Source organism: Croceicoccus gelatinilyticus, assembly GCF_018398395.1.
Classification (GTDB): Bacteria; Pseudomonadota; Alphaproteobacteria; order Sphingomonadales; family Sphingomonadaceae; genus Croceicoccus; species Croceicoccus gelatinilyticus.
The window spans coordinates 145,043-158,331 of sequence record NZ_JAHCBF010000003.1; the positions used below are offsets into that span (position 1 = coordinate 145,043).

The 13,289-nt window shown below is 63.2% G+C and carries 15 protein-coding genes; 11 read left to right on the forward strand and 4 right to left on the reverse strand.

The annotated features are described in order from the left end of the window. Positions 1-139 precede the first annotated feature (139 nt). From KIH45_RS08085 to KIH45_RS08130, 10 genes are all read left to right on the forward strand, one after another. Entirely contained in the window at positions 140-2,269 is a 2,130-nt protein-coding gene (locus KIH45_RS08085) for a M13 family metallopeptidase (protein WP_213175506.1), read from the forward strand. A 66-nt stretch (positions 2,270-2,335) separates the two neighbouring features. Further along, on the forward strand, positions 2,336-3,160 hold the full coding sequence (locus KIH45_RS08090) for an undecaprenyl-diphosphate phosphatase (protein WP_213175507.1): 825 nt from the start codon (positions 2,336-2,338) through the stop codon (positions 3,158-3,160). A 117-nt stretch (positions 3,161-3,277) separates the two neighbouring features. Then, the gene (locus KIH45_RS08095; RefSeq protein WP_047822682.1) at positions 3,278-3,532 is read left to right on the forward strand and encodes a GlsB/YeaQ/YmgE family stress response membrane protein; all 255 of its coding nucleotides are present in this window, start codon (positions 3,278-3,280) and stop codon (positions 3,530-3,532) included. Between the two features lie 77 nt (positions 3,533-3,609). Continuing rightward, the gene (locus tag KIH45_RS08100) at positions 3,610-3,840 is read left to right on the forward strand and encodes a hypothetical protein (protein ID WP_213175508.1); all 231 of its coding nucleotides are present in this window, start codon (positions 3,610-3,612) and stop codon (positions 3,838-3,840) included. A 282-nt stretch (positions 3,841-4,122) separates the two neighbouring features. Beyond that, a complete protein-coding gene (gene rpmG / locus KIH45_RS08105; protein ID WP_066764720.1) occupies positions 4,123-4,290 on the forward strand; it encodes a 50S ribosomal protein L33 in 168 nt (55 codons plus the stop codon). Positions 4,291-4,460: 170 nt separating this feature from the next. Next, positions 4,461-5,117, forward strand: coding sequence for a LolA family protein (locus tag KIH45_RS08110; protein WP_213175509.1), 657 nt, complete (start codon positions 4,461-4,463; stop codon positions 5,115-5,117). Positions 5,118-5,438: 321 nt separating this feature from the next. Then, complete coding sequence (locus KIH45_RS08115; protein WP_213175510.1) at positions 5,439-6,230, forward strand: exodeoxyribonuclease III; 792 nt, start codon at positions 5,439-5,441, stop codon at positions 6,228-6,230. A 10-nt stretch (positions 6,231-6,240) separates the two neighbouring features. Beyond that, entirely contained in the window at positions 6,241-7,311 is a 1,071-nt protein-coding gene (ribA, locus tag KIH45_RS08120) for a GTP cyclohydrolase II (protein WP_337925429.1), read from the forward strand. A gap of 225 nt (positions 7,312-7,536) precedes the next feature. Then, positions 7,537-7,716, forward strand: a complete 180-nt coding sequence (locus KIH45_RS08125) for a DUF465 domain-containing protein (protein WP_213175511.1) — start codon at positions 7,537-7,539, stop codon at positions 7,714-7,716. Positions 7,717-7,730: 14 nt separating this feature from the next. After that, the gene (locus KIH45_RS08130; RefSeq protein WP_213175512.1) at positions 7,731-8,708 is read left to right on the forward strand and encodes a TerC family protein; all 978 of its coding nucleotides are present in this window, start codon (positions 7,731-7,733) and stop codon (positions 8,706-8,708) included. Between the two features lie 120 nt (positions 8,709-8,828). Here KIH45_RS08130 and KIH45_RS08135 read toward each other — a convergent pair whose 3' ends face one another. The 3 genes from KIH45_RS08135 to recQ form a co-directional block, all read right to left on the reverse strand. After that, positions 8,829-9,029: a type II toxin-antitoxin system antitoxin gene (locus KIH45_RS08135; protein WP_213175513.1), complete on the reverse strand. Its 201-nt coding sequence runs from the start codon at positions 9,027-9,029 to the stop codon at positions 8,829-8,831. Between the two features lie 15 nt (positions 9,030-9,044). Next, complete coding sequence (locus KIH45_RS08140) at positions 9,045-9,926, reverse strand: SPFH domain-containing protein (RefSeq protein WP_225899764.1); 882 nt, start codon at positions 9,924-9,926, stop codon at positions 9,045-9,047. 68 nt (positions 9,927-9,994) lie between these two features. After that, entirely contained in the window at positions 9,995-11,881 is a 1,887-nt protein-coding gene (gene recQ / locus KIH45_RS08145) for a DNA helicase RecQ (RefSeq protein WP_213175514.1), read from the reverse strand. Between the two features lie 169 nt (positions 11,882-12,050). Here recQ and KIH45_RS08150 point away from each other — a divergent pair, with 169 nt between their 5' ends. Then, a complete protein-coding gene (locus tag KIH45_RS08150; protein ID WP_213175515.1) occupies positions 12,051-12,629 on the forward strand; it encodes a hypothetical protein in 579 nt (192 codons plus the stop codon). A 4-nt stretch (positions 12,630-12,633) separates the two neighbouring features. Here KIH45_RS08150 and KIH45_RS08155 read toward each other — a convergent pair whose 3' ends face one another. Next, positions 12,634-13,170 carry an acyloxyacyl hydrolase gene (locus tag KIH45_RS08155; RefSeq protein WP_213175516.1) on the reverse strand — a complete coding sequence of 179 codons (537 nt, stop codon included), beginning with the start codon at positions 13,168-13,170 and terminating at the stop codon, positions 12,634-12,636. Positions 13,171-13,289: the final 119 nt, after the last annotated feature.

Consider the following 13,289-nt stretch of genomic DNA (forward strand, 5'->3'; position numbering starts at 1 on the left):
TGCGAAAACGGGCGCTTGACCCATCTACAGGCTCAGTTCATCGATAAAGTTACAAAAGAAACCGACGAACGACATCTGTAACGCTGCGCAGGACGCTATGACGCGTGGCACTGGACTAACGAACGGAACTGCACCCCCCATGACTCGGAAACTGCTTATTGCCGGTTGTTCGGCACTCGCATTCGCTCTTACCTCCCCCGCCATCGCCCAGGATTCCTCGGAAGAGACCATCGCCGCTGCAGAAGCTGCGGACTGGGGCGCCTTCGGTGTCCAGACCCAGTACATGGACAAGTCGGTCGAGCCGGGTGACGACTTCGACGCCTACGTCAATGGTGAGTGGATCAAGGCCACCGAAATCCCCGCCGACAAGACCAGCTATGGCGCGTTCAACCTTCTGGGCGACCTTTCCGAAGCGCGCGTGCACATGATCCTGAAGGAACTGGCCGCTGGCTCTTGGGAAGCAGGTTCTGACGAAGCCCGCCTCGCCAATGCCTATGCCGCGTTCATGGACACCGACGCGATCGACGCCGCCGGTCTTGCGCCTGCGCAGCCCTATCTGCAGTCGATCTACGCGGCCAGGACGCCCGCCGATCTGGTCAAGCTGTTCGCAACGCCCGGCTATGCCTCCCCCATCGCGCCCGCCGTTTTTGCCGATATGAAGAACAGCGACGTCAACGCGATCTACTTCTTCACATCGGGTCTCGGCCTGCCGGACCGCGACTATTACCTCAAGCCGACCGAGACGAACCTCGAGGCGCAGGCCGAGTACAAGAAGTACCTCGCCTTCCTGCTCGAAAAGGCCGGTTACCAGGATCCGGTCGAAGCGGCCCGCGCGGTCTATTCGCTTGAAGTCCGCATGGCCCAGGAAGACTGGAGCCAGGAAGTCAGCCGTCAGCGCGACCTCACCTACACCCGTCTCGAAGCGGATGAACTGGCCCAGCTCGGCCCCGACGGGCTGATGAGCAGCTTCCTCGCCGACATGGGCCTTGCCGACCTGCCCTATGCGGTCGTGTGGCAGATGCCGCCGACGCAGGAAGAACTGGACGCTGCCGGCATCGACGCTGCCGAAGCAGCCGCCAACATCGGCGGCGGCGTGCCGGCCGTGATGGACATGCTGGAAACCGTTCCGGTCTCGACCTGGCAGGCATGGCTCGCCGCCCGCTTCCTCTCCAGCCACTCCGAAGTGCTGCCCAGCGACATCGCCGACGCGCGCTTCGACTTCTATGGCCGCACCCTGCGTGGTCAGGAAGAACAGCGCCCCCGCTGGAAGCGCGGCATCGACGCGGTCGAAGGCCAGATGGGCGAACTGCTCGGCAAGATCTACACCGAGCGGTATTACTCGGTCGAAGAGAAGGCCAAGATGGAAGCGCTGGTCGCCAACCTGCGCACCGCGATGGACGCGAACCTCGACGACCTGTCGTGGATGAGCGCGGACACCAAGGTCGAGGCCAAGGCCAAGCTCAACGCCTTCATGCCCAAGATCGGCTCGCCCGACGAGTTCGAGACCTATGAAGGCCTGATGCCGACGGCGAACGATCCGCTCGCCAACTCGATGATGGCGTCGGAATGGGCCTTTGCGGACGAGATCAAGAAGGTCGGCCAGGAAGTCGATCGCGGCGAATGGGGCATGTTCCCGCAGACCGTGAACGCCTACTACAACCCGACGCTGAACGAGATCGTCTTCCCCGCAGCCATCCTGCAGCCGCCTTTCTTCAACGTCGAGGCGGACCCTGCCGTGAACTACGGCGCGATCGGCGCGGTCATCGGCCACGAAATGGGCCACGGTTTCGACGATCAGGGTGCCAAGTCCGACGGCGAGGGTAACCTGCGCAACTGGTGGACCGACGGCGACAAGGCCAACTTCGAAAAGCTGCAGGACGTGCTGGCCGCCCAATACGATGCCTTCTGCCCGTTCGATGACGGTGAAACCTGCGTCAACGGTCGCCTGACCATGGGCGAGAACATCGGCGACCTCGGAGGTCTTTCGCTCGCCTACCGCGCCTACCAGCTTTCGCTGAACGACGAGGAAGCGCCCGTGATCGACGGTTACACCGGCGACCAGCGCTTCTTCATGTCGTGGGCACAGGTATGGCGCTCGAAGATGCGCGAGAAGCGCATGCGCGAACTGCTGGTCACCGACCCGCACTCGCCGCCGCACTACCGCATCAACGGCATCGTCCGTAACTTCGACGAATGGTACAAGGCGTTCGACGTGAAGCCGGGCGATGAGCTCTACCTCAAGCCGGAAGAGCGTGTGCGCATCTGGTAATCTATCTGGGCAGCCCGGCGCATTCGGCTTGACTTAGGCCGAGCGTCGGGCGACCTCCCGCGGCGCATGGAAAATCTCACGCTGACCGCAATCCTCCTCGGTATCGTCGAGGGGCTCACCGAATTCATTCCCGTATCGTCGACCGGCCACCTGATCCTGGCCTCGGCCCTGTTCGGCTACGACGCAGAGGAATGGAAAGTCTTTAACGTCGTCATCCAGCTGGGCGCGATCCTTGCGGTCGTCGTGCAGTACCGGCGTACGTTCTGGGCGGCTGGCACCGGCATCTTCCAGCGCCATCCCGAATCGATCCGGTTCGTCATCAACATCGTCGTCGCCTTCATGCCCGCGGCCATCATCGGCCTGATCATGAAGGACTACATCGACATCATGCTGGGCAGCCCCAGTATCGTGGCCTGGGCCCTGATCGCGGGCGGCATCGCTATCCTCGTGATCGAAAAGGTCGCCAAGGAAGGTCCGCCCAGCGGCATCGGCCAGCTCCCCGTAAAACAGGCGCTTGGCGTCGGTTTCATCCAGTGCCTAGCCATGATTCCGGGCGTCAGCCGTTCGGGCGCAACGATCATGGGTGCATTGGCCATGGGAATCGAGCGGCGTACGGCAGCAGAATTCAGCTTCTTCCTTGCCATTCCGACTATGCTGGGCGCATCGACGCTGGAGATCTGGCAGTACCGCGACCTGCTGTCGGCAGGATCGATGACGGTCGGCTGGGACGAAATCGCAATCGGCTTCGTCGTGTCGTTCATCGTCGCGCTGATCGTGATCCGCGCCTTCGTTGCCTATGTCTCCAAGGCCGGCTTCTCGCCGTTCGCCTGGTACCGCATCGTGATCGGCATTGCGGCCCTGTTCTGGTTGGGCGTTTTCACAGGCGGCTAAGTTACTGGGATTTAAGGCCTTAACCTCTGTAACGATTCAACTTTTCCACAAGCGCCGGAACCAAGGCGTACCCATCGACGTTTCTTCTTCAAACGCTAATCTGAAGGAATTCGAACGATGGGTATCATTATTCTGATCATCGTCGGCGGCATCATCGGCTGGCTTGCCAGCATCGTCATGCGTACCGACGCCCAGCAGGGTATCCTGCTTAATGTCGTCGTCGGTATCGTCGGCGCCCTGCTTGCCGGCCTCGTCGTCGGTGGTGACACTATTATGAACGGCTTCAGCCTCTCGGCCCTGCTGTTCTCGTTCCTTGGCGCCGTTGTGCTCCTTGCGATCGTTAATCTGTTTCGTCGTGGTTCCGTTCGCTAAGATCGGTACTTAAGACGGACTATCTTCCGGGGCGGCAGGGTTCTGCCGCCCCGGAATTATTGTGAAGGGGAAAGATTATGAAGAAGCTTATCGCCGCTGCAGCCGCCGCTGCCATGGGTCTTGGTCTCGCTGCATGTGACAGCCCGGCCGAAAACGAAATGGAAGCCGAAGCGGAAGCCATCGAAGATGCAGCCGAAGCCACCGCAGAAGCGATGGAAGACGCCGGCATGGAAGAGCAGGCTGAAGCCGTTGAAGAAGCCGGTGAAGAACAGGCTGATGAAATGGAAGACGCGGCTGACGAAATGTAAGCCAACGTCCAGATTGCCCTTGCCCCACGGCAAGGGACACGAGACGGCGCCGGTACGGACCGGCGCCGTTTTCGTTTGGGTAGACTGTGAAACGCCCGGCAGGGGGCTGCTGACGCGGCTTTGGGTTGACTTGGCAGGGCGTTTATCGCAAAGGCCCCCACGCTTTGCGAGACGGGTCAGGCGATTCCGAATCTCGCACTTACGAATACCCGCGAGTTTTAACGTTCGCGTAGCAGGCTCACCGGCCAGCCGCGCGGCTACAGGAATTACTAGGAACACGCCATGGCGAAGCCCGCAACCGTCAAGATCCGGCTGGTCTCCACCGCCGATACCGGTTTCTTCTACGTGACGAAGAAGAACCCCCGCAACATGACCGAGAAGATGGTCCAGCGGAAGTATGACCCGGTCGTGCGCAAGCACGTCGAGTTCAAGGAAGCCAAGATCAAGTGATCTTGCGCGGCGGGGCACATCGCCCTGCTGCACGCTTTCCGGCGGTTTGAAGGCGGGCGCAGCCACTGCGCCGCCCGCCATCCCGCCCGATCTGCCCTTCGTTTTACCTTAAGGGCGGGAACACTCCCGGTTCACAACGGGTTCAATGCCGCAAAGGTAGTAGAACCGGGATGAATACGATGAACCCTATCCGCAAGACCGCCCGCGCCATCGGCGTCGGCCTTCTCGCTCTCGCTGTACCGGCCGCTCTTGTCGCGCCGGCCGTTCCGGCTGCGGCCGCTTCGGGTAACAAGCTCGACCAGGCCGTGACTGCGCTTCGCGCCATCAACACGATGACGGCCAGCTTCACGCAGATCGGCCGCGGCGGACAGCAGCTTACCGGCAAGATGGTGCTGAAGCGCCCCGGCAAGATCCGCTTCGAATATGCAGATGACGTTCCGGTCCTCATCGTGTCCGACGGCTCGCGCCTGACGATGCTGGATTACGAGGTGAACCAGAAGCAGGTTTGGCCGATCAAGAACAGCCCGCTCGGCGCGCTGCTTCAGCCCGATGGCGACATCAGCAAGTACGGCACGCTGATGCCGACCAACCATTCCGACGTGACCAGCATCCGTATCAAGGATCCCAAGCATCCCGAATACGGGACGCTGACGATGATCTTCGAAAAGAACGCAGCGGCACCCGGCGGTATGGAACTGGCCGGCTGGGTTTCGGTCGACGCGCAGAACAAGATCACCAAGATCCTGCTCGACAACCAGCGGTACGGCATGTCGGTGTCGAACGGCACGTTCATGTTCAAGGACGTGAAGCCGCGCACCCGCCGCTAGGCCAGTTTGTTCAGGTTGGGCGGGCGATCGTTCAGGTTTCCCGCCACCTGAACGGCCAGTCGTGCCGCCATGGCGGTGAACTGCCCTGATGCAATGGTTACTGTTCATCTAATGGACAGGACTGCGCCCGTAAAAATGAACTCACAGGACACGCGGTTCGAGTTTCCCCCCTGTTGCTCGTGACCAAAGCGAACGTGTTCTGCCGAGCGTGACGAACGCGAATGGAAGCCCTCGACCCATTGCCCCCGGGTCGGGGGTTTTTCCGTTTTTGGGCGGCGCGCACGGTGGACTTTGGGGCGCGGCGCTCTATTTGCCATTGCCATGGTTTCTATCGCTACCTGGAACATCAATTCGGTCCGCCTTCGCATGGACCAAGTCGCCCGCGTCCTGACAGAGCAGGCGCCCGACGTCCTCTGCCTGCAGGAGATCAAGTGCGCAGAGCACCTGTTCCCGCACGAGGCTTTCGAGAAGCTAGGCTATACCTACCGCGCGGTACACGGCCAGAAGGGCTATCACGGCGTCGCCACGGTCAGCCGCATCCCCCTTACCGAGTTCAGCCGCCACGACTGGCAGGACAATGGCGAGGCCCGCCATGTCGGCGTCGAGCTGGGCGGCCCGGGCAAGGGCATGATCCTCGAGAACGTCTATATCCCCGCAGGCGGCGATGTCGCGGACCGCGAGGTGAACCCGAAATTCGGCCAGAAGCTCGACTTCCTCGAACGCATGACGCGCTGGTCAGAGAAGATCGACCGACCCACCCTGCTGGTCGGCGACTTCAACATCGCCCCGCTGGAATGCGACGTCTATGACCACAAGGCGCTGCTGAAGGTCGTCAGCCACACTCCGCTGGAAGTGGAAACGCTGGGCAAGCTGTCTGACGCGCACGGCTGGGTCGATCTGGGCCGCAAGCACATTCCCGCGCCCGATCGCAACTACTCGTGGTGGTCCTACCGCTCCTACTGGCGCCAGAAGGACCAGGGCCGCAGGCTGGACCACATGTGGGCCTCGCCCGACCTTGCCGCACAAACGACCTCGCACCGCATCGTCGAGGAAACCCGCAAGTGGGAAAAGCCGTCGGACCACGTGCCGCTCATCACCGAGTTCGACCTGTGAGCGTAAACGGGTGAGCACGGGCAATCCCCGCCGCGCGGCGCAGGCGATCGACGCGCTGCGCCACGGCTGGCCGATCCGCCTGGCCGGGGCGGACGGGGTGCTGACGCTGCTGAACCCCGAAACCGGCTTTGAAACAGGCGATACCGCCGCACCGCGCCTGCTGATCTCCGCCGCCCGCGCCGCGACGCTGAAACTGGCGAACCAGCGCGAAGCCGCCGTGCCCGACGCACCGGTCCTGATCCGCGCGGCAGAGCCCTTCACCCTCCCCCTCGCCCGCGAATTGGCCGACCCCTCGCAGGATCTGGCCCATCCGCTGGCAGGGCCTTTCCTTGCCGAACCGATTGCGGCTGGCGAGGCAGCGAAAGCGGCGATGACTCTGGCAAGGCTTGCGGGGCTACTGCCGTGCTTCCTTGTCGATCCCGCACCTGCTGACGTCGCAGTCGAATGCGACGTTGCGGACTTGACCGCGTTTCAGGACCCGCACCGCCTGACGATCCAGACCCGCGCGAACCTGCCCACTGCCGCGGCCGAGGCTTGCGAGATCGTGGCTTTCCGCGCGCCCGACGACCTTCGCGAACACGTCGCGCTGATCGTGGGCGAACAGCGTTCGGATCGTACCCCGCTCGTCCGGCTCCATTCGGAGTGCCTGACCGGCGACGTGCTCACCAGCCTCAAATGCGACTGCGGCCCACAGCTCGATGCGGCGCTTCACGCCATGGCCGAAGAGGCGGCCAATGGCGGCTATGGCGTTCTGCTCTACCTGCGTCAGGAAGGGCGTGGGATCGGGCTCATCAACAAGCTGCGCGCCTATCGCCTGCAGGACCAGGGTTTCGATACGGTCGATGCCAACAACCGGCTCGGCCTGCCGACCGAGGCGCGCGATTTTCCCGTCGCGGCGCGGATGCTGGACCTGATGGGCATTCCCGCGATCCGGCTGATGACCAACAACCCCGCCAAGGTAGAAGCGCTGGAAGCCGTGGGCGTCACCGTTGCCGAACGCGTGCCGCACCAGCTACCCTCCAATCCGCACAATGCGCGCTATCTGGATACCAAGCGCGACCGGACCGGACACATCCTGTAACAATCCGGCGCTTGCAATCGGCCCGCCCTGCCCCCATTTTCGGAAATGCGGGACCGGGCCCCTCTGGCGCGGCGTCCTTGGGCATTCGGCCCAGAACGCCACGTGATGTCGGACCGCATCGGGTAAGACCGATGCCAGTCCGGGCCTTTTCAAAGCCTCGCAAACCAAACCGGACCATCGCTCTCTTGCCCGATCGAACGAACAATGTTTCGAAAGGGAATAGACATGTCCGACCACCTCTTCCGCCTGCTCGAGCGTTTGCAGAAGCTCGACGACCAGCTACGCCGCGCGCAGCGCCAGCGTTGCAACCGGCAGGAAATCGCCCGCCTCACGCTGATGAAGTCCGCGCTGCGCCACCGTCTCGCGCGGCTTTCGGCCCGCTCCGCACCAATGCCTGCGCACTGACGGGGAGCGGACAGATGGAATTTCTTGTCGCCGACTGGCTCGGCACTCCGGCGTGGTTCTGGCTCGCCTTCCTTGGCATCGTTGCCGCGCTGACCGCCTTCGACCTCGGCATCCTGCACAAGGAGGATCGGGAAATGGGCATCGGCGAATCGCTGAAGCTTACCGCCTTCTATATCGGCATCGCGCTCTTGTTCGGGGTGTGGGTCTGGTTCGCCAAGGGTGGCGAGGCCGGGATGCAGTACTACACCGGCTTCTTCATCGAGAAGGCGCTGTCGATCGACAACGTCTTCGTGATCAGCCTGATCTTCACCTTCTTCGCCATTCCGGCAAAGTACCAGTACCGCGCCCTCTTGTGGGGCATCATGGCGGTGATCGTGCTGCGCGGATTGATGATCGCGGGCGGTGCGGCGCTGGTGCAGGAAGCCTACTGGGTACTCTACATCTTTGCCGCATTCCTCGTGTTCACGGGCGTGAAGATGTTCTTCACCTCGGACCACGATCCCGACATCGGCAACAACGCGGTGGTGCGCTGGATCAGCCGCCACATGCGCGTGACGAAGGAACTGCATGCGCAGAAGTTCTTCGTGAAAGTGCCCGATGAAAGCGGGAACATGGTGCGCGCGGCAACCCCGCTGTTCCTCGCGCTCGTCATCATCAACCTTGCCGACCTGGTGTTTGCCGTGGACTCGGTGCCCGCGATCTTCGCGATCACGACCGACACGTTCATCGTCTACACCTCGAACATCATGGCAATCCTTGGCCTGCGCGCGCTCTATTTCGCGCTGGCGGCGATGATCAACCGGTTCGCCTATCTCAAGTATGCGCTGGCCGCAGTGCTGGTGTTTATCGGCGGCAAGATCTTCGTGGCCGATTTCCTGCTGGGCGGGGCCAAGTTCCCGCCAGCGATCAGCCTTGGCGTGACGTTTGCCCTGATCGCGAGCGGGGTTGCCTATTCGCTCTGGAAGACGCGGGGCGAACCCGCGCCTCTATAGGGTTAGGCCGACAGCACCATGAGGCCAATGCCGCCTGCCAGCATCAAGGCTGATCCCAAAGCGATCATGCGGATGGTGGCGGGCGGCACGTCCATATGGCGCAGCATGACGTGAAGCATCTCAATCCTCCTGTTTCGGCGGGCGGCCACGGCGGGGCTGCTCGCTGACCCCCACCTTCACCCCGCGCCGCGACAGAGCCTCCCGCAAGAGGAACTCAATCTCGGCGTTGACCGAACGCAAGTCGCGCGCGGCCATACGCTCGATCTCGGCGTGGAGCGCCGGATCGAGGCGCAGGGCAAAAGGTTTGCGTTTTGCGGGCACGAATGCCTGCTCCCGTTATCCGTTGTAGAGCGTGCCGGTGTTGACGATCGGCTGCGTGTCGCGTTCGCCGCACAGCACAACCATCAGGTTCGAGACCATGGCTGCACGGCGTTCGTCATCCAGATGCACGATGCCGTCTTCGGACAGCTTGGCCAGTGCCATTTCCACCATCGATACCGCACCCAACACCAGCTTGGCCCGCGCGGCGATGACCGCTTCGGCCTGCTGGCGGCGCAACATGGCGCCGGCGATTTCGGGCGCGTAGGCAAGGTGGGTAAGCCCCGCCTCGTCCACGACGATGCCCGCGACTTTCAAACGCTCGTTCAGTTCGGTCAGCAGTTCGGCATTCACCTGGTCGCCGTCACCGCGCAGCGTGGTCTCGCCTTCCTCGATGTCGTCGTAGGGGTGGCGCGAACCGACCGTGCGCAGGCCCGCCTCGATCTGGATGTTCACAAATTCGCGATAGTCGTCGACGTCGAAGCTGGCCTGCGCGGTATCTCGCACGCGCCACACGACGTTGCAGGCGATCTCGATCGGGTTGCCGCGCAGGTCGTTGATCTTGATCCGATCCGAATGGATGTTGTTCGCACGCGCCGAGATCTTCTTGCGCCCCAGCCACGGCCAGACCCAGCGCAGGCCATGCGTGCGGTCAGTCCCGCGATACGATCCGAACAGAGTGATGACCGCCGCCTGGTTCGGCTGCAGCATGTAGAAACCGGAAGAGAAAAACGCGACGATCAGCCCGCCGACGACGATCGGCATGAGCATAGGCTCGTAACTGCCGAACAGGCCCCAGACCATGGCGACAAGGCCAAGCAGGATGACAAGCAGGACCGGATAGCCACTCGCGGTGCTGGCTCCGGTTTCATGGCTGGCTTCCATTGATTTGAGTTCCATGTGATTCCCCCGTTCTGATATAAATATGATATCATTTTTATATCAGAACGGGGGAATTCGCAAGCCGGTCAGGAATGTTGTCGGATAACCGTCAGGAACTGGTCCCCGTATGCGTCGAGTTTCTTGGCCCCGATGCCGGGAAGATCGGCCAGCGCGGCGCGGGTCTGCGGCTTGAAGCCTGCCATGTCGCGCAGCACCGCATCGTGGAAGATGACGTAAGGCGGCAACCCGCCTTCCTTCGCCAGATCGCGGCGTAGCGCACGCAGTGCATCGAACAGCGGATCGCCCACGGGGTTGAGCGCCTGCCCGCTGCCCTTGCGGCCCCGACCCCGCTCACGCTTGGGCGGCAGAACGAGGTCGAGCGAGAGTTCGCCCTTAAGGTACGTCCGTGCCTCCGGCCCCAGCATCAGCCCGCCATGTTCGGTCAGCAGCAATGCGCCGCGCACCAGCAGGGCGCGCTGTACGGGCTTGAGCAGCGCCGCTTCCTCGCCCTCGACGATGCCGAAGACCGACAGGGTATCGTGGCCCTGTTGGCTGGCGCGCTCGCTCGCCTGTCCGGTCAGGATGCTCTCGACATAGCCTGCCCCGTACATCTGCCGCGTGCGCGCCACGGCGGAGAGGTACTTCTGCGCAGTCACCGTCGCATCGACCGACTTGGGCGGTTCAAGGCAGTTGTCGCAATTGCCACAAGTCTCTGGCGGGCTTTCGCCGAAATGGCGCAGCAGGATCGCGCGGCGGCACCCCGCCGTCTCGACCAGAGCGCCCAATGCGGACAGGCGCGCGCGTTCGCCCTGCTGGCGCGCCTCGTCCACTTCCTGCACCCGCATCCGCGCGCGGGCGAAATCGTCCGCGCCCCAGAACAGGTGCGCGCTGGCCGGATCGCCGTCGCGGCCGGCGCGACCAGTTTCCTGGTAATAGGCCTCGATCGACTTGGGCAGGCCCGCATGGGCGACAAAGCGCACGTCGGGCTTGTCGATGCCCATGCCGAAGGCGACCGTGGCGCACATCACCATGTCCTCGGACGCCACGAAGGCGGACTGGTTCGCGGCGCGCACTTCGGGCGGCAGCCCTGCGTGATAGGCGCGCACCTCGCGCTTGCCATCGGAAAGTGCCTCCGCCAGCCGCTCGGTCGCCGCGCGGGTCGGGGCATAGATGATGCCGGGGCCGGGGTTGGCCGCCAGCAACCGGCGAAGCTGCTGCGTCAGCCCTTCGCGGGGCCGGATCGCATAGCGGATGTTGGGCCGGTCGAAGCCCGCGACGATCATGCCCTCTTCGGGAATGCCGAGCTGGGCCAAGATGTCCGAGCGGGTATGTGCGTCGGCCGTCGCGGTCAGCGCCAGCCGCGGCACGCCGGGGAACAGGTCCATCAGCGGGCGCAGCAGGCGATAGTCGGGGCGGAAGTCGTGGCCCCATTCGGAAACGCAGTGCGCCTCGTCGATCGCGAAAAGCGCGATGCGACATTGGCCCAGAAGCTCGCGGAAATGCGACTGGCTGGCGCGTTCGGGCGCGACGTAAAGCAGGTCCAGCTCTCCGGCGCGCAAGCGAGCGACGGTTTCGGCGCGATTTTCGTCCGCGCTGGTCAGCGTCGCGGCGCGGATGCCGTTCGCCTCTGCGCTGCGCAGCTGGTCGTGCATCAGGGCGATCAGCGGGCTGATGACGACGCAGGTGCCATCCACCATCGTCGCGGGCAACTGGTAGGTCAGAGACTTGCCCGCGCCCGTCGGCATGACCGCCAGCGTCGACTGGCCCTGCAATACGCGGTCGAGCACTTGCTGCTGCACGCCGCGAAAGGCGCGGAAGCCGAAGACCGAGTGCAACTTGTCGAGCAACGTCGCCTCGTCCGGCGCGGGGCCGAAGACCACCGGCTCGGGCGTGAAGTCGGGATAGTCCACGCGCTCGAAGTCGTCGTACTGGTCGAACGGGTCGAAATAGGGGGCGTCGGATGGCTCTGCCATGGATCAGCCTTTGCCAGACCTTGGGCCCGCAGGAAAACCGCTTGCGCCGCGTAGATGGGGCAAAGCCGTGGATAGCGTCGGTGAAATCGACCACTCCCTTGCACTTTCGGCCCAGATGCCGCGCCGCAAAGGCATGATAGCTTCCGATGAAAGACTCGGGGGAGATACGATGCACAGGCTTTTCGGCCCGGTCAGCGGTTCATTCACGGCCCTTTTGGCTGTGCCGGTCGTCATGGCGCAACCTGCACCTGCGACCAGTCCGGCGCTGCAGGGCCAGAAACGCATCATCCTCCACACGCGCGACGGGCAGGCGATCCCCATCGGTACGGTGGTCTTCACCCCGAGTGCGGCAGGCAGCCAGTTCGACGTCCAGATCGCGCCGGACCGGACCACGACCTACTTCCTGTCCATGCGCAATTTCCGATGCGTCGAGGGGGACGAGGTGTTCTGCCACGTCCCCTACCCCTATCCGCTGGGCGAAACGGTCGCGCCCGGACGGCTTGACTGGCTCGAACACGCTCTGCTGTTCCTGTCGAAATCGCCCAAAGAGTTTGGCGCGCGGTTCGAGAACGGAATCTATTTCCGCATGGAGATCGACGGCAACCGCATCGTCGGCACACCGCAGGGCATCGATCTGGAAGATATCGGCAGCCCGCCCGACGACCTGACGATCCCACCCTATTCGCTGATCGACCGGTTCGACGAACCAGAAGGCGACAACTGGATCGCGCGGCTGACGATCGAGTGAGCGATCAGAGCCTGTAATTGAGGCGCAGGCCCATCATGTCGATGCCGGGATTCTGCCCTGAATTGAACAGGCGCGCATGGCTGACGTGCATCCAGCTGGCCTCGATCGAGAAGCGTTCGTCGATCTGCGTGCCGATGGCGATCTCGGGTTCGAACAGGACGCGGCTGCCCAGTTCAAGGTGCCGTCCGTCAGGCGCGATCCTTTCTTCCGGTCCGTCGTGGATGGCGATGCCGACCGCAGGGCGTACATAGACGGGGCCTTTGCCGATCTTCCAGCTGAGCCCCACCGCGGCAAAATTCGTGCCGCCGTCGCTATTCATCGATCCCAGCACGTAAGGCGCAGGCTTGCCGATGAAGTCCAGCGCCTCGATCCGGTCGAAGCGATAGCCGATCACGCCGTCGACCCCTCCCTCACCGGTCTCGAAAGTGAAAGGCGTGTCGACGGCGTGGGCGTAAGCGCCGACAAAGACTTCGTCGGCCTGTGCCGGGGTGGCCAGAAGAACGGTACCGGCCATGAGCGGGATGAGTGCGAAACGGGTCATGCACTCTCAAACCCTTGCGAACGGCATGACGTTCCGCACGCCGTGCCATGCTGCATCAGAGATAGAGGCGCAGCGAGGCACGCGGGTGTTGCCCGGTTGCCTCCATCTGCTCCGCATTC